The organism is Pelomonas candidula (assembly GCF_043555985.1).
In the GTDB taxonomy this organism is placed as follows: domain Bacteria; phylum Pseudomonadota; class Gammaproteobacteria; order Burkholderiales; family Burkholderiaceae_C; genus Pelomonas; species Pelomonas candidula.
Genome location: NZ_JBIGIC010000002.1, coordinates 303,422 through 319,294 on the forward strand (window position 1 = coordinate 303,422; position 15,873 = coordinate 319,294).

At 70.0% G+C, this 15,873-nt stretch carries 15 protein-coding genes; 5 read left to right on the forward strand and 10 right to left on the reverse strand.

Annotated elements, in window-relative coordinates; genetic code table 11:
* Positions 1 to 85: 85 nt before the first annotated feature.
* Positions 86 to 1,189 carry an acyltransferase family protein gene (locus ACG04R_RS04925; RefSeq protein WP_394406855.1) on the forward strand — a complete coding sequence of 368 codons (1,104 nt, stop codon included), beginning with the start codon at positions 86 to 88 and terminating at the stop codon, positions 1,187 to 1,189.
* Between the two features lies 1 nt (position 1,190).
* Here ACG04R_RS04925 and ACG04R_RS04930 read toward each other — a convergent pair whose 3' ends face one another.
* Together ACG04R_RS04930 and ACG04R_RS04935 are read right to left on the reverse strand one after the other, a co-directional pair.
* Positions 1,191 to 1,541 carry a hypothetical protein gene (locus tag ACG04R_RS04930; RefSeq protein WP_394406856.1) on the reverse strand — a complete coding sequence of 117 codons (351 nt, stop codon included), beginning with the start codon at positions 1,539 to 1,541 and terminating at the stop codon, positions 1,191 to 1,193.
* 98 nt (positions 1,542 to 1,639) lie between these two features.
* Entirely contained in the window at positions 1,640 to 2,563 is a 924-nt protein-coding gene (locus ACG04R_RS04935; RefSeq protein ID WP_394406858.1) for a LysR family transcriptional regulator, read from the reverse strand.
* 96 nt (positions 2,564 to 2,659) lie between these two features.
* Between ACG04R_RS04935 and metE the strand changes: the two genes are divergently transcribed.
* Entirely contained in the window at positions 2,660 to 4,987 is a 2,328-nt protein-coding gene (metE, locus tag ACG04R_RS04940) for a 5-methyltetrahydropteroyltriglutamate--homocysteine S-methyltransferase (RefSeq protein WP_394406860.1), read from the forward strand.
* A gap of 776 nt (positions 4,988 to 5,763) precedes the next feature.
* A complete protein-coding gene (locus ACG04R_RS04945) occupies positions 5,764 to 6,678 on the forward strand; it encodes a S1/P1 nuclease (RefSeq protein ID WP_394406862.1) in 915 nt (304 codons plus the stop codon).
* Between the two features lie 20 nt (positions 6,679 to 6,698).
* Here the strand turns inward: ACG04R_RS04945 and map are convergent, their stop codons facing one another.
* Both map and ACG04R_RS04955 read right to left on the reverse strand, forming a co-directional pair.
* Positions 6,699 to 7,490: a type I methionyl aminopeptidase gene (gene map, locus ACG04R_RS04950; protein WP_394406863.1), complete on the reverse strand. Its 792-nt coding sequence runs from the start codon at positions 7,488 to 7,490 to the stop codon at positions 6,699 to 6,701.
* The gene (locus ACG04R_RS04955; RefSeq protein ID WP_394406865.1) at positions 7,487 to 7,747 is read right to left on the reverse strand and encodes a ParD-like family protein; all 261 of its coding nucleotides are present in this window, start codon (positions 7,745 to 7,747) and stop codon (positions 7,487 to 7,489) included. The genes map and ACG04R_RS04955 overlap by 4 nt, the downstream gene beginning before the upstream one ends.
* 86 nt (positions 7,748 to 7,833) lie before the next feature.
* Here ACG04R_RS04955 and ACG04R_RS04960 point away from each other — a divergent pair, with 86 nt between their 5' ends.
* Entirely contained in the window at positions 7,834 to 8,343 is a 510-nt protein-coding gene (locus tag ACG04R_RS04960; protein ID WP_394406866.1) for a hypothetical protein, read from the forward strand.
* Here ACG04R_RS04960 and ACG04R_RS04965 read toward each other — a convergent pair.
* The 4 genes from ACG04R_RS04965 to ACG04R_RS04980 are packed head-to-tail and all read right to left on the reverse strand — an operon-like array spanning position 8,340 to position 13,567.
* Entirely contained in the window at positions 8,340 to 8,780 is a 441-nt protein-coding gene (locus ACG04R_RS04965; protein ID WP_394406868.1) for an acyl-CoA thioesterase, read from the reverse strand. The genes ACG04R_RS04960 and ACG04R_RS04965 overlap by 4 nt on opposite strands.
* Positions 8,773 to 11,589, reverse strand: coding sequence for an ATP-binding protein (locus ACG04R_RS04970; protein ID WP_394406870.1), 2,817 nt, complete (start codon positions 11,587 to 11,589; stop codon positions 8,773 to 8,775). Before ACG04R_RS04970 ends, ACG04R_RS04965 begins: the two co-directional genes overlap by 8 nt.
* On the reverse strand, positions 11,589 to 12,272 hold the full coding sequence (locus ACG04R_RS04975; protein WP_394406872.1) for a hypothetical protein: 684 nt from the start codon (positions 12,270 to 12,272) through the stop codon (positions 11,589 to 11,591). Before ACG04R_RS04975 ends, ACG04R_RS04970 begins: the two co-directional genes overlap by 1 nt.
* The gene (locus tag ACG04R_RS04980) at positions 12,269 to 13,567 is read right to left on the reverse strand and encodes a hypothetical protein (protein ID WP_394406874.1); all 1,299 of its coding nucleotides are present in this window, start codon (positions 13,565 to 13,567) and stop codon (positions 12,269 to 12,271) included. Before ACG04R_RS04980 ends, ACG04R_RS04975 begins: the two co-directional genes overlap by 4 nt.
* Positions 13,568 to 13,667: 100 nt before the next feature.
* Between ACG04R_RS04980 and ACG04R_RS04985 the strand changes: the two genes are divergently transcribed.
* Positions 13,668 to 14,462 (forward strand): DODA-type extradiol aromatic ring-opening family dioxygenase, encoded by a 795-nt coding sequence (locus ACG04R_RS04985; protein ID WP_394406875.1) that lies wholly within the window; start codon positions 13,668 to 13,670, stop codon positions 14,460 to 14,462.
* 175 nt (positions 14,463 to 14,637) lie between these two features.
* On the opposite strand, the gene ACG04R_RS04990 is transcribed toward ACG04R_RS04985, so the two are convergent.
* A complete protein-coding gene (locus ACG04R_RS04990) occupies positions 14,638 to 14,814 on the reverse strand; it encodes a hypothetical protein (RefSeq protein WP_394406877.1) in 177 nt (58 codons plus the stop codon).
* Between the two features lie 122 nt (positions 14,815 to 14,936).
* A complete protein-coding gene (locus ACG04R_RS04995) occupies positions 14,937 to 15,872 on the reverse strand; it encodes a VTT domain-containing protein (protein WP_394406879.1) in 936 nt (311 codons plus the stop codon).
* Position 15,873 lies beyond the last annotated feature (1 nt).

The following is a 15,873-nucleotide window of genomic DNA, read 5'->3' on the forward strand; positions in this document are numbered from 1 at the left end:
GACCGGCGGCAGCTGCGAGAGCGGTGCCCCCTGGGCCTGACGATATCCTGCCGCGCCTCCCAGCCTCACGCAAAGACTCCCGACCATGCATCGCCTCCCTGGCCTCGACCTGCTGCGCAGCATTGCCATCGTCTGGGTCATGTGCTTCCACACCTTCCTGATCGGCGGCCTGGGCCCCGACTGGCAGTGGCTCACCCGGTTCGGCTGGGCGGGCGTGGACATCTTCTTCGTGCTCAGCGGCTTCCTGATCGGCTCGCAACTGCTGCGCGCACTGCGGCGTGGTGAAGCGCTGTCGCTGCGCGACTTCTACTGGCGCCGGGCCTGGCGCATCCTGCCGGCCTTCTGGGTGGTGCTGGCCGTCTACCTGGCCTTCCCCGCATTGCGCGAGGCGCCGGGGCTGGAGGCCTGGTGGCAGTTCGCGACCTTCACGCTCAACCTGTTCGTCGACTACGGCCAGAACCAGGCGTTCTCGCACGCCTGGTCGCTGTGCGTGGAGGAGCACTTCTACCTCGTGGTGCCGCTGCTGGCGCTCGCGCTCACGCGGCGCCCCTCGGCCACCCGCTTCACCGCGCTGTGCCTGCTGATCGTGCTGGGAGGCATCGCTCTGCGCGCCGGCATCTGGCTGCACGACGACGCGCAGCAGCCGCAACGTGCCTGGTTCGTCGAGGACATCTACTACCCCACCTGGACGCGCCTGGACGGTCTGCTGACCGGCATCGTGCTGGCCACGCTGCAGGTGTACCGGCCGGCGCTGTGGGCCCGGCTGCAGGCCCGGTCGACGGCGCTGCTGCTGGGCGGGATGACGCTGGCCGGCGCCGCGCTGTGGCTGTTCCGCGACCGCACCGGCCTGCCCGCCAACACCGTGGGCTGGCCGCTGCTGTCGGCCGGCTTCGGGCTGGTGGTGCTGTCGGCCACGGCGCCGCTGGGCTGGCTGGGGCGCTGGACCGTGCCGGGCGCGGGCTGGCTGGCGGGCATCTCCTACAGCGTCTACCTGAGCCACAAGCTGGCCATGCACGCCGTGCACGAATGGCTGGCGCCGGCGCTGCCGTTGCAGGGTCTGGCACTGTTCCCGGTCTATGCAGTTGCGATCCTCGCGGCCGGCGCGGCGCTGCACCACGCGGTCGAGCGGCCGGGCCTGCGGCTGCGCGACCGGCTGGGCGCACGGCCCGCGCCAGTCGCTGCCGCCTGAGTCAGAAGACCGGGATCAGGTGCGGCTCGCCGGCCACCAGCGTGACAACGCGGCGCGGCAGGCCGACCAGCGGTGTGGTGCCAGCCCGCATCGCGCGGGCCACGGCGGCATGGGCGGCGTCCAGCAGCGCACCCAGGCGCGGGCGCTCTCCGCGGCACTGCGAGCGCGGGATGACCAGCGCGAGGTCCAGGCTGTGCGGGCCGCTCGCGTCCAGCGCCTCGACTTCGAGCCGGGCGCTGACGACGACGGTGGACGGCGTGCTGAGGCTGACATCGAGGTCGGCGTCGACGACGTCGTCGGCCGCGACCGGCAGCGCCTGCAGCGGCGCGGAGGAAGACAGGTTCTGCGACATGGGAAGCATCATGCAGAACGGATGTGACAGTTGCCGTCGGGCACCCCGCCACAGGCGCGTAGGACGGCGCTGACGACGGCCGCCCGGCAGCGGCAGGCCTACAGCAGGCTCACACCGGCCAGGTTCAGCAGCGAGGTCTCGCGCATCAGCCGCACGAAGTCTGCCAGGAAAGGCTTGGCGGCCAGGCCTTCGGTGCTGACGGCGTAAAGCCGCCCCGTGAGCCCGCCCTCGCCGATGCGCTGCCGCGCCACGTAGCCGCGCGCCAGGTAGCCCTCCACGGCCCACAGCGGCAGCGCCGCGATGCCCCGGCCGCTGGCGACGAGCTGCAGCATCGCCACCGTCAGCTCGCTGGTGCGCCGCGGCGGCATGATGCCGGCGGGTTGCAGCACGCGGCGCACGAGGTCGAGCATCTCGTCGGGCACCGGGTAGGTGATGAGCGTCTGGCCGGCAAAGTCGGCTGCCTCCAGCCAGGGTTTGGCCAGCAAGGCGTGCCCCTTGGGCAGCAGCGCGACGATCTCGAAGCTGAACAGCGGGTGCACGGCGACGCCGGTCTCGTCGGCATCCACGTCCGACACGATGGCCAGCTCGGCGCGGTCCTGGTGCAGCAGGCCCACCGGGTCGGCCTGGAAGCCGGACACGATGTCCAGCTCCACCTCGGGCCAGCGCTCGCGGAAGGCGTCCATCGCCGGCATCAACCAGTCGAAGCAGGTGTGGCACTCCACGGCGATGCGCAACTGGCCGGCCGAACCGTCCACCAGCCGGCGCACGTCGCGGTCGGCCTCGTCGACCTGCGGCAGCACGGCGTCCGCCAGCTTCAGCAGCCGCTGGCCGACGACACCGAACGCCAGCGGGTTGCTCTTGCGCGCGAACAGCTCGGCGCCGTAGTGCTCCTCCAGGCCCTTGAGCTGGTGGGACAGCGCCGATTGGGTCAGGTTCAGCAATTGCGCCGCGCGCGACAGGTTGCCGGCCTCGCGCAGGGCGACCAGCGTGCGCAGGTGGCGGAGTTCGAGCGGCGTTTGCATGAGCAGGACTTGTGATGAACGCGAAAACGTTTCGTTTGATTCATTCTGCCTGAGTGCCGATCATCCCAAATCGATTTCAGCATCATTCGATTCAACATGATCAAGACTCATATTCTCGGCTTCCCGCGCATGGGCGAACACCGCGAGCTGAAGACGGCGCTGGAGCGCCACTGGCGCGGCGAGCTGCTCGCCACCGAGCTGGAAGCCCAGGCCGCCGCACTGCGCGCCCGCCACTGGCAGTTGCAGCTGGACGCCGGGCTGGACCACGTCACCGTCGGCGACTTCGCGCTCTACGACCACGTCGCCCACCTGATCCAGCTGTTCGGCTGCGAGCCGGCGCGCTTCGGCTTCACCGGCCAGGAGCCGCCGCTGCAGCGCTACTTCACGATGGCCCGCGGCACGGCCACGCACGCCCACACCGAGGCCTGCGGCTGCGGCGGCGCGCCCGGCGACGGCGTGCCGGCGCTGGAGATGACCAAGTGGTTCGACACCAACTACCACTACCTCGTGCCCGAGTTCGACAGCGCCACGGTCTTCACGCTGAACGCCGAGCGCCTGCTGGCCGAAGTGGATGAGGCCATCGCCCTGCCCGCCAGCCCCAAGGTCGCGCTGCTGGGGCCGGTGAGCTTCCTGTTCCTGGGCAAGAGCAAGCAGGACGGCTTCGACCGCCTCGCGCTGCTCAAGCGCCTGCTGCCCGCCTACGAACAACTGCTGACCCGTCTGGCCGCCCGCGGCGTGACCTGGGTGCAGCTGGACGAACCCATCCTCGGCCTGGACCTGGCCCCCGCCTGGCGCGAGGCGCTGCGCCAGGCCTATGCGCGCCTGGGCGTCGTCGGCCAGCCGCTGCTGCTCGCCACCTACTTCTCGCCGCTGGGCGACAACCTCGACCTCGCCTGCGAGCTGCCCGTCGCCGGCCTGCACGTCGACGCCGTGCGCACGCCGGCCGAGCTGCTGCCCATCGCCCGCCTGCTGCCGCAGGACCGCGAGCTGTCGGTCGGCATCCTCGACGGCCGCAACATCTGGCGCAGCGACCTCGACGCCGCCCTCGTGCAGCTGCGCCATGTGAAAGCCCTGCGCGGCGGGCGGCTCTGGGTGGCGCCGTCGTGCTCGCTGCTGCACGTGCCCTTCAGCCTGCGCCACGACAAGGCGCTGGACTCGGAACTGCAGAGCTGGCTGGCCGGCGCCGTCGAGAAGCTGGACGAGCTGCGCGTGCTCAAGCGCGCGCTGTGGGGTGACGAGGAAAGCGTGGCCCGCGAGCTGGCCGAGTCGCGCATAGTCCGCGCCGACCGCGTGGCCAGCCGGCGCGTTCGCAATGGCACTGTGCGTGCACGCTTGAAGGCCTTGCCGGCAGACGCCGACCAGCGCCGCTCGCCCTTCCCCGTCCGCCATGCCGCGCAACGCCAGCGGCTGCGGCTGCCGGCCTTCCCGACGACGACCATCGGCTCCTTCCCGCAGACACCCGAGATCCGCGCCGCTCGCGCCGCCTTCAAGCGCGGCGAGCTGAGTGAGGCGGCCTACCACGAAGCCATGCACCGCGAGATCGAACTCGCCGTGCGAAAGCAGGAGGCGCTGGGGCTGGACGTGCTCGTGCACGGTGAGGCCGAGCGCAACGACATGGTCGAGTACTTCGGCGAACAGCTCGCCGGCTTCGCCTTCACGGCCAACGGCTGGGTGCAGAGCTACGGCTCCCGCTGCGTGAAGCCGCCGGTGCTGTTCGGCGACGTGTCGCGTCCCCAGGCAATGACGGTGGGCTGGACCGTCTACGCGCAAAGCCTCACGCCCAAGCCGATGAAGGGCATGCTGACCGGCCCCATCACCATCCTGCAATGGTCCTTCGTACGCGACGACCAGCCGCGCGCCGACACCGCGCTGCAGATCGCGCTCGCCATCCGCGACGAGGTGGCCGACCTGGAGGCCGCCGGCATCGCCGTCATCCAGATCGACGAGCCCGCCATCCGCGAAGGCCTGCCGCTGCGCCGCGACGCTTGGGGCGACTACCTCGCCTGGGCCACCCGCGCCTTCCGCGTGTCGGCCAGCCCGGTGCGCGACGACACGCAGATCCACACCCACATGTGCTACTCGGAGTTCAACGACATCCTCCCGGAGATTGCCGCGATGGACGCCGACGTCATCACCATCGAGACCAGCCGGTCGGACATGGAGTTGCTGCGCGGCTTCGGGGACTTCCGCTACCCCAACGAGATCGGCCCCGGCGTCTACGACATCCACTCGCCCCGCGTGCCGGAAACCGCCGAGATGCTGCGGCTGCTGAAGAAGGCCGCCGAGGTCATCCCGCCGGCACTGCTGTGGGTCAACCCGGACTGCGGGTTGAAGACGCGGGGGTGGGTGGAGACGGAGGCGGCGTTGGGGAGGATGGTGGAGGCGGCGATGGAGTTGCGGCGGGAGGTGCCGCAGGCGGGTTGATGGGCGACACCCGCGGGATCTCATGCTCGGGCAAGCCTGACTGGCATCATGGCGCTCGCCCGGTGCGTTGGAATGCCCCACCAGGAAGCTGTCCAGCACACACAGCCCTGTTCTCACGAAAAGCCTTGCACGAGACGAGCACACCCGTCATGAGCCACGACTACTTTCAACACAGCGGCCGCTTTCCCAAGAACTCACCTGGGGCGTTCTACACATTAGGCGACATCGCCGCCGACGGAACCTGGTGCGGGCAATGCCTCTCATGCGCCGTTCCCGAAAACAAAGCCCCCACGCTGCTCGCGCCACTGACGGAGACAAATTCCGATACCTACTTCGTCAGACAACCTGAGACAGAAGAAGAGATTGAGCAGGCCTGTTGCGCGATTGAAGTGTGTTGCGTAGATGCGCTCCGATATGGGGGGCAAGACCCAAGAATCCTTGCCCGCTTGAGACGAACAGACTGCTGCGACTATTCAATTGGCGGCGATGGCATCGTCACGGGCCCACATGTCAAAAGTGCGCCGCCCCTCGCGGTGATTCAGGAACCCCGGAAGTGGTGGCAGCTGTGGAAGCCCGGTAGGTTGGGATGAGCGAAGTGAACGCCAAACAAGTCCACGGTCCGGGATATCGGCGTTCGCAGACTCCTTACCTAATCGGCGCAGCCTCCACAGGATTGCTGATGGCCTTGCGTCCCATCGTCTTCCATCAGTCACGAAGGCCGACAACACTGCGCATCCGTCCCGGCAACGGGTGTGCAGCTTTTTCGGAGAACCACCATGGGCCTTCGTCCCGCTCTCGCCACTGGCCTCCTCGCAGCCGCCATGCTCGCCGCGCCCACCCCGTCCTTCGCCTGGGGCGACGAGGGGCATGAGATCGTCGCCACCCTCGCCTACCAGCGCCTGACGCCCAAGGCCAGGAAGGCCGTCGATGCGCTGCTGGCCCAGGACAAGGACGCGCTCACCAAGCCCGATTTCGTCAGCCGCGCGACGTGGGCCGACAAGTACCGGGATTCCGACCGAAACACGACCAAGGTGCGCTACACGGCCACCCACCAGTGGCATTTCGTGGACATCGAGACCGACGGCGGCACGCTGCAACAGGCCTGCTTCGGCCGCCCGCCGCTGCCCGCGGGCACGCCGGCCAGCCAGGGCCCGGCCGACGCCTGCGCCGTCGACAAGCTGGAGCAGTTCCGCCAGGAGCTCGGCGATCCCTCGACGCCGGCCGCCGAGAAGACGCTGGCGCTGAAATTCATCGTGCATTTCGTCGGCGACATCCATCAGCCGCTGCACTCGGCCGACCATCACGACCAGGGCGGCAACGCCGTCGCCATCGAGGCCGCGCCGTCCAGCAAGCAGAGCAACCTGCACAGCTACTGGGACACGCAGCTGGTGCAGAAGCTCGGCGGCACCTCCGTGCCCAAGGCCGCGGCGACAGTCGCCAAGCTCATCACGCCGCAGAACGTGGCGCTCTGGTTCGCCGGGTCCATCGAAGACTGGGCCGGCGAGGCCAACGCCAAGGCCAAGGACACGGCCTACAACTTCAGCGGCGAGAAGACCTTCGTCAACGACCACGGCGGCACCGGCGAGGTGCTGGACACGAAGTACGACGCCCGCGCCATGCCCGTCGTGAAAGAGGCTCTCGCCAAGGCCGGCGTGCGCCTGGCCAACCTGCTCAACGACGCGTTCAAGTAGGCCGCTGCCGCGGCGGCAACTCAGTCGATGGCGGGGTAGTCGCCCGGCCCATCAGGCCACGGCGTCAGGATCTCGAAGCCGTCTTTCGTCACCGTGACCATGTGCTCCCACTGCGCCGACAGAGAGTGATCGCGCGTGACGACCGTCCAGCCATCGTTCAGCTCTCGGATGCCGGCGCCGCCGGCGTTGATCATGGGCTCGATCGTGAAGATCATGCCCTCCTGCAGACGCAAGCCTTCGCCCGGCCGGCCGAAGTGGTTGACGTGCGGCTCGTCGTGGTAGACGTCGCCGATGCCGTGGCCACCGTACTCGCGCACGACGCTGAAGCCGGCCGCGTGGGCGACCTTCTGGATCGCGTGGCCCACGTCGCCCAACGTCGCGCCCGGGCGCACCTGGCGGATGCCGGCGCGCAGGGCTTCGTAGGTCGTCATGACCAACCGGCGCGCCAGCACGTTGGCCTCGCCGACGATGAACATGCGGCTGCTGTCGCCGAACCAGCCATCCTTGGTCAGCGTCACGTCCACGTTGACGATGTCGCCCTTCTTCAGCTTCTTGTCCTTGCTCGGGATGCCGTGGCAGACGACATGGTTCGGCGAGATGCAGGCCGTCTTGGGGAAGCCGTGATAGCCCACGTTGGACGGGATGCACTTCAGCGTGTTGACGATGTAGTCGTGGCAGATGTCGTCCAGCTCCTCCGTCGTCACGCCGGGCACGACGTGGGGCTTGAGCATGGCCAGCACCTCGGCAATAAGGTGCCCGGCCGTGCGGGCCTTGGCGACTTCCTCGGGGCTGCGCAGCTTGAGGCTCTTCATGCGCGCCCTCCTTTGACACTCGCCTTGGCCTTGGCCGGTTGAGCCCAGCCGGCCAGGCGCGCCAGGTCGAGGCCGCCTTCCTGCTCGGCGCGGATCAGCAGCTGGCAGATCTCGCTGTGGTTCAGCTGCGGATGCAGTTCGGCCAGCATGCCGATGCGCATCCAGTGCTCGGCCTGCGCATTGATGGAGCGCGACAAGGCCTGGCTCGCAACGCGCAGGCTCTCGTGCAACGGATCGGAGATTTTGACGATTCCCATGACGGCACTATATACGATTCATATACAAAACGTATAAGCACTTTTTACGCCGCGGCCCGGGATGCGTGCCGCCTAGACTCGCGGCCATGCGTCTCATCCCTGCCTTGCTGGCCGCACTGGCCCTGTCGTCGAAGGCACTCGCCGCCCCACCGCTTCCTGCCGCGGTGCGCGAGGTCGTCAAAACCATGAATGCCGAGTGCCGGAGTGCTGGCGGCAAGCCGGGCGCCTCGCCAGGTCTGGTCAGCACGGTGGATCTGAACGGGGACGGTCGCAACGACTACGTCATCCACACCGCAGCCTTCGACTGCGAAGGCGCCGCCTCTTTGTCCGTGGGTGCCGGTGGCGACGGCTCGGTTGAAGTCTTCATCACCACCGCCGACGGCAGCGCGGCCAGTGCCTTCGAGCATGGCGCGCAGGGCATGCGCGTGGAACAGGGCAAGCTCTGGCTCGCCGTCGGCGGGCCGCTCTGCGGACAGAAGGTCACGGAGGACACGCCGCGCAGCGCCATGCAGGCCTGCTGGCGCCCGCTGCAGTGGGACGCCAACCGCCACAAGCTCGACTTCGCGCCGCTCTCCAGCGTGCGGCCGTACCCCTAGCCTGTGGTGACGACAGCCGCCTCGTAGCCCACCAGGAACTCCGCGGGCATGCGCTTCGGTTTGCCGCTGCTGATCTCGATGCAGACCAGCAACCAGCGGCCCCGCACCAGCGTGACGCCGTTGCTCGCGCGGCGCAGCTGGAAGCGCCGCTCCATCGTCAGCTTGCCGTCGCTGGCGGTCAGCCACGTGCCCAGCACCAGCGCCTCACCCTCGAACGACGGCAGCAGGTAGTCGTAATGGCCTTCTCGGATGGCCATCGCGCGGTCCAGCCGGCGGTAGTCGGACAGGCTCAGGCCCAGCGCCTCGGAGTGCGCCCAGCCCGCCTGCTCGCACCACTGCACATAGACAGCGTTGTTGGTGTGGCCCAGCCCGTCGATGTGTTCGGCCGCCGGCGTCAGCGCCAGCGTGAACGGCGACGGCAGGTCCCAGTCATTCATAAACCGAGACTTCGGGCCGCCGCGCCAGCACCGCAATGGGCGGCGCCCAACGTTCGCCGCGCGGCTTCTTGCTGGTCACCAGCGTGATCTCGCTGGGCTCGAAGACCTCGACGTTGTGTGTGATCGGTGTCGTCAGCAGGTACTGCGCGCGCGTGCTGCGCAGGAAGTGGCCGACGAGCTGGATGTTGCGCACGTCCAGGTGGGCAAAGGGCTCGTCGATGAAGACGAAGCCGCCCGGCGTCTCGTCGTCCTTCATCAGGCCGACGAGCAGGATCAGGCTCTTCAGCACCTGCTGGCCGCCCGAGGCCTCGCCGTCGTTCAGGCCCACCTCGCCCTTGCCGTCGAAGTTGAACTTGACCTGCAGGCCGGCCTGGGCGAGCACGGTGTCGTCGTTGTCCAGGTGCGGCAGGATGGCTTCGGCCGTCGTGCCGGCCAGCTCGCCCAGCTCGGCGACATTCTTCTTGTAGCGGCGCACGGTGGCACGCAGCACGTCGATGTAGCGCTCGCGGGCGTTGAAGGCCGCGATGCGGGCCAGCTCGTTGCTGGCGCGGCGGTCGCTGAGCTGGCTGTCCTGCTCATTCACCTGCGCGGCCATGCGGGCGTGGCGTTCGACGACGCTGGCGTCCACCTCCCAGTGGCCGCCTTCCAGTTCCTGGTCCACGTGATGGGCGCGGATCTCGGCCTGGCGCGCGTTCTCGAACTCGTCGCGCACGGCGGCCAGTGCCGCGGGCGTGACCCAAGCCGGCGGGAACTGGGCTTTCTGCTTGCGTGACTCTTGAGACGCCTTGCGCAGCGCCTCACGCTTGGCTTCGTGGTCGCGCAGGCGGCTGGCTGCCGAGCCCTCGCCGTCCTTCAGCGCGATCTGCGCGCCTTCGTAAGCCTGCTCGCTGCGCGTGGATTCGCGCACGACGCGGTCGTGCTCGCTGTCGAGCGCGCTCATGCGCGAGGCGGCCTCGGCACGCGCCTGGCGCAGCACCGGCAGGCGCGCACGCGCTTCCGCGAACTCGTCCGCGCGTTCGCTCAGCTCCTGCGCCGCCTTGTGGCCCACGGCCGCGCGCTGCACATCCTTGAACTGGCGCTCGACCTCGGCCTGGGCCTTGGCGATGCGGCTCAGTTCGCCGTCCCAGCGTGCCAGCTCGCTTTCCAGCGCACCGCGGCGCGAATCGACGGCCGACGCGCCGAACTGGTGGTCGCGCGGCTCGACGAACACGCTGCGGCCGCCACGGGCGTCGCGGTAGTAGGCGTCGGTGGTGATCCATTCGCCACCGACCTGGGCGCCCTCTTCCGTCGACATGACGCAGCGGATGCCTCCCAGCTGGCGCGCCAGCCACGACGGCAGCGGCGCGCTGACGTTCAGCGCAGCCAGCAGCGAGCCGGCGGGCGCCTGCGTGACGGGCGAGGTGTCGGCCACGACGTAGTGGCGGTAGCGCTGCTTGGCGGCGATGTCGAAGGCGCGGCTCTCGTCGCTGCGGTGCTTCAGCACGACGACCCAGCGCGACGGGCGCAGCAGGCCTTCGGCGGCGGCGCGCCAGGTCTCGTCGGCGATGTCGATGGAATCGGCCACGAGGTAGTGGGCGATGCCCGCGTCGTCCAGCGCGCGCTTCATCGGCGCGACCTCGGGCGGCGGCGGCGGCAGGCGCTTGCCGCTCAGCTCGCCGAGCTGCGTCTGCGCGCGCGAAGCCTTGTCGCTGGCGCGCGTGTAGTCGGCGCGCAGGCGGTCGCGCTCGGTGGCCAGCTCCTGCAGCTTGACCGTCAGCGCGGCGGCGTCGGCCTCCACGTCGGCCAGCGCCTTCAGCTCGTCCTCGCGCTTGACCAGCGCTTCAGCGGGCCGCTCGGCCTCACGGGCGGCATCGAACGCGGTGCGGGCATCACGCCGTTCGCCTTCCAACGCCTTCAGCCGCCCCTTGGCCGCCTCCTGCGCCGTGAACAGGCTGTGCAGCGCGGCGCGCTTCTCGCTCAGCGCCTTCACGTCGCCCGACGCGAACAGGCGCTGGCGGTGCAGCTCGCGCGCATCGCGGGTGATGCGCTCGCGGGCCTCGCTCCAGCGCAGCACGGGCAGCACCTCGGTGGCCAGGCGCTCGCGCTCCTGGATCTTGAGCTGGTACTGGCGGTGGCTGTTGACGCGGTTGGCCAGGTCGCTGAGCTGCGCCTGCGTGTGCGCCAGCTCGGCGCCGGCCTGCTCCACTTCCTTGCCCAGCTGCTGCTGGTGGCTGCGCGCCTGCTCGTAGCGATCCAGCACTTCCTGGTCGCCGAACACCTCGAACACGAGGCGCAGCAACTCCTTAGGTGACAGCTCGCACAGCCGGTCGGTCTGGCCCTGCTCCAGCGCCAGCACACGGCCGATGGCGCGCGTCAGACCGGCCGCTTCGAGCCGCTTCTTCCAGGCCTCGATGCCCAGCCAGTCGCGGTCGCCCTTCTCGGCGAGCTGCTCGATCTCGTGCACGCCGTCGAGGATGACGTAGCGGCGCACCCAGTCGCCGCCGTGGCGCTCGATGCGGCAGGCCAGCGTCACCTGGTCGGCGTACAGCAGCGACGATGCGAACGGCCGGCTGCTGTTCTGGCGCGAGCGCGGGCGGTTGTCCACCAGCGCGCGCAGCCAGGCCGTCTCGGCGTTGGCGTGGCGGGCGTAGGTCTTGTACGTCCGGCCGCCCGAGCATTCGAGGCCCAGCAGCGTGCGCATCGCGTCCAGCAGCGTGGTCTTGCCCGAGCCGTTGGGGCCGGCGATGGTGATGATGGCGCCGTCCAGCGGCAGCGTGACGCGCTGGCAGTAGTCCCAGTGCAGCAGTTCAAGCGATTGCAGGTGGAACATCAGTCGTCAATGTCTTGTTGTTCGGCCTCTTCGGGGCGCGACACGGGATGACCAGCGCGGGCCAGCACGTCGCCCAGCGCGCCGTCGAGGATGCGCGGCGCCAGCAGGTCGTAGTCGATCAGCAGGTCCAGCAGCGGGCCTTCGGCAATGTCCTCGCCGCGGCGCGTGATGAAGCCGTGGCGCTCCAGCAGCTTGAGGTTGGTGTCCAGCCGCAGCTTCTTGCCGAGCTGGTCGCCGAAGTCGGCCAGCAGGCTGCGGTAGCTGATCAGCGGCGCCACGCTGGCGGCCTGTGGCATGGGCTTGTCGGTGGCGAAGAACTCACCCTGGCCGGCGTGAATGGCGTCGCTGCGCGCGACCTGGCGCTGGCGCTTGGGCAACACGATCAGCGACCACAGGATGACCAGCAGCGCCACGCCGTCGCGCGGGATGTCGAGGTTGTTGTTGGCAGCCAGGCCCGTCTCGCCGAACACGGCGCTCTCGGCAGGGCGCAGCAGCGCCACGGCGATGTGGTCGGCGTGCACGTTGTCCACCAGTTGCAGGCCCACGCCGGCCAGGCGCGCGCCGAGCTGGTTCCACAGCTCGGTGTCGATCAGCGCGCGCTTCACGAGGGGGTGGCTGCGCGGCAGCCAGCGGCGGGCCAGCAGTTGCGCGGCGAGTTGCTGGGAGTCGTCGAGTGGGCTCATGAAGAAGAGGTATCGGGTGTGAGGACGCCGCGGCTCATCCATTTGACGAACTCGTCATCCACGGGGCCTTGTTCGGCGGACCAGCGCACCGACCACGGCTGGCGGGCCATGTCGCCGGTGGCGCCCTTCAGGTGGCGGGCCTGCGCGTCGCCCAGCAGCGGCAGCAGCTGCGCGCGGTAAGCGGCGCGGGCATAGCTGCCGCCGAGGATGGCCGGCGTCAGATCGCGTTCGATGGGTTCGGCGGACCAGGCGGCCAGCAGCGCCTGCATCTGGTCCATGTCGGGCGGCAGCTGCATGACGGCCAGCTCGCCGGTCGGCGCGGCCTGGCCTTGCGGCAGCGCGGCGGCTTCGGAAGGCTTCGGGCGGTCGCGCTCGAACTCGGCCTCGGCCGTGTCGACGAGGTCTCGCTGCGCGACCAGCACCGGGTGCACGGGCCGCTCCCAGGCACCGTTCAGCAGCGTGGCAAGGTCGCCCTGGCTCTGCAGCCAGCGGCGCACGTCGGTCGTCGTGATGCCGGTGGAGCCCAGCGTCACGCGCTGGCGGTCGGCCTGCTGCAACGCACGGTTGAACTGGCTGGCCATCGCCAGCAGCCGCGCCTGGGCCAGGCCCAGCTCGCGGGCCAGGCGCTCCAGGCGGGCCTCGCCGGCCGATTCGGCCTGCGCAATGATGGCGCCCAGCGCCTCGCCGGCACGGTCCACCAGCGTCAGCGCCTTCTCGAAACGGGTGCGCGCGCGGCGCAGCGCGAATTCGCTGCCGCTGGCGATGGCGTCGGCGAACTCGTCGTACAGGCGGGACAGCTGGGCCAGCAGATGCTGCAGCTGGGCCGGCTGCAAGGTGCCCAGTTGATGCGCACCGGCCACGCCGGCCAGCAGCGAGGCCAGGTCGCCGTCGGGCGCCTGCTCCTGCGTCAGCGGCTGCAGGATGCCCACGAGCTGCTGGGCTAGCGGCGTGACGGCGTAAGTCTGCGCGGTGGCATCCCAGGCCAGCAGGTCGGCCTCGCGCAGGCGCTTGAGCACGTTGTCCAGCGCCTCGTCGCGCAGCACGTGGAAGGCCTGGTTCAGCGCCTCGCGCGTCAGGCGCGACTCGCGCAGCGCCATCAGCTCGAAGAACACCCAGACCCGCAGCCTTACCAGCGGCGCCGGGCCGCCGAACAGCGCCCGCTGGGCGGCCAGCAGCGCCTCCTGGCGCTCCAGCTGCCACCACAGCAGCGCCTCTTCGGGGACGCTGCCGTCGCGGAAGTAGTCCTCGACGCGCAGGGCGTCGTCGGTTTCGGGAAGCGGCGTGGGCTGGGACATGGGGCGCGGATTATCGGGGAGGCCGTTCAGCGGCTTTGATCGGTGCCGCCGAGCGGTTTGAACCCCGGGCGGGCGACACCGGTCCACACTGGCAGCCATCATGAGACAGCCCACCTTCTTCCTCTCCCACGGCGGCGGCCCCTGGCCGTTCATGGATGGCGACTACCGCCAGGCTCACGCGAAGCTGGAGGCCTCGCTGCAGGCGCTCCCGGCCACGCTGCCCGAGAAGCCGAAAGCCATCCTGATGATCTCGGCGCACTGGGAGGAAACCGCCTTCACAGTGATGACCTCGCCCGCGCCGGGCATGCTGTACGACTACGGCGGCTTCCCGCCGCACACCTACGAGGTGGTCTACCCCGCGCCGGGCGACCCGGCGCTGGCCGAGCGCGTCGTCGCGTTGATCGAGGCCGCCGGCCTGCCCGCGGCGCGGGACGCGCAACGCGGCTTCGACCACGGCGCGTTCTGCACGCTGGTGCCCATGTACCCGGACGCCGACGTGCCGGTGGTGCAGCTGTCGCTCAAGCGCGGCCTGAACCCGGCCAACCACCTGGCGCTGGGCCGCGCACTGGCGCCGCTGCGCGACGAGGGCGTGCTCATCCTCGGCAGCGGCTTCAGCTTTCACAACCTGCGGCTGATGTTCAACGGCGCCGGCACGGCACCGTCCGTCGCCTTCGACGCCTGGCTGCAGGCCGCGCTGCCCGCCCCCGACGGCCGCGCCGAGCGGCTGCAGGCCTGGGAGCAGGCGCCGGCCGCCCGGCAGGCCCATGCGCGCGAGGAGCACCTGCTGCCGTTGATGGTTGCCGCCGGTGCCGCCGAGGGCGATGCAGGGCAATGCAGCTATCACGAGGCCGACTACCTGGGCGGCATCACGGCATCGAGCTTCCGGTTCGGCTGATCCGGCGGGCGGGGCTGCGCGCCCTGAGGGAAGCTTCTGCGTCGGCCCGCCTGCTCAGGCGTGAGTCACCCATTCACTCGATTGATCGGCGTGACGGCGCCGACGCAGGCGCCTTCCCAATAGCAAACGGCCCCTCACGGGGCCGCCAGTGGTGCGCGGGAAACGCGCGGGCCGCTCAGCGGCCGATGTTCAGCGGCGTCATCGACGAATAGGCGCGCGACTGGATCGCGATGCGGCGCTCCAGGTCGGCGTGGTCGATGGCGTCGGACAGGTAGCGCTCCTCGACGTCCTCGAGGGTCTCGGGCGTCAGCACGTTGCGCAGGGAGCGGAAGAGGTTCTCGATCAGGCTCATGGTGTTGGATGGGGCTTGTGGCCCCGCTCTTATCGGGTAAACCCTAGTTTAGGGTAAACGCGTATCCAACACACCCCGCCACCGCCGCGGTTCGCGACTTCCTGCACGAATCGGCACCGCGCTCAGCTGTTTTCCAGCGCCAGCCCCGCCTGTGTCCAGGCCTCGATGCCACCGCGCAGCACGCGCGCCTGGCGGCCTTGTGCCTTGAGCCACTGCGCGGCGCGCACGGCCGAGGCGTCGTTGGGGCAGGCGCAGTAGGTGATGAACTCGCCCGCCGGCGGCCAGCCGGCCAGCGCCGTGTCGCCCAATGCACCGAGGTCGAGATGACGCGCACCGGGGATGCGGCTGGCCAGCGGCATCTCGGGCGAGCAGGCCCGCACGTCGACGAAGACGATGTCGCCCCGCCCGTCGCGCAGCGCCAGCGCCTCGGCCGGGCCCAGCCGCTCGAAGCGCGTCAGCTCGCGCCGCACCAGCGCCCGCCGCCACAGCCGCCAGCCCAGGTACACCAGCACCACGATGCCGGCACCGGCCAGCGCGAGACTGCCGAGACGGCTGAGCACGTTCAACAGCGCGTCGATCTGCGCGTGGAACACGCGGCCCGCGGCGACCGACACACCGGCCCACAGCGCCGAGCCGAGCAGGTTCCAGCCCAGGAAGCGCCGCGCCGGCATGCCCAGCGCCCCGGCCAGCGGCGGCGCCAGGATGGACAGCCCCGGCACGAACTTGGCGATGACCAGCGTCAGCACGCCGCGACGGGCGAAGCTGGCCTCGTTCTGGCGCACGCAGCTGTCCGGCGAGATGGAGATGCGGCACAGCGTGGCCAGCACGCGCCGCCCCAGCCGCCGGCCGGCCCAGAACCACAGGCCGTTGGCGAGCAGCGCGGCCAGCGTCGCGACAAGAAAAGACTGCACCGCGAAGCCGTCGCGCTCGGCGGACGCCACGCCTGCCAGCAGCAGCACGGGCGTGGACGGCAGCGGCGCGCCCAGCTGCTCCAGCAGCACAGCCAGCGCAACGGCGACGAGGCCGTAGTGGGAGAAGAGGTCGGTCAGCAGGTCCATG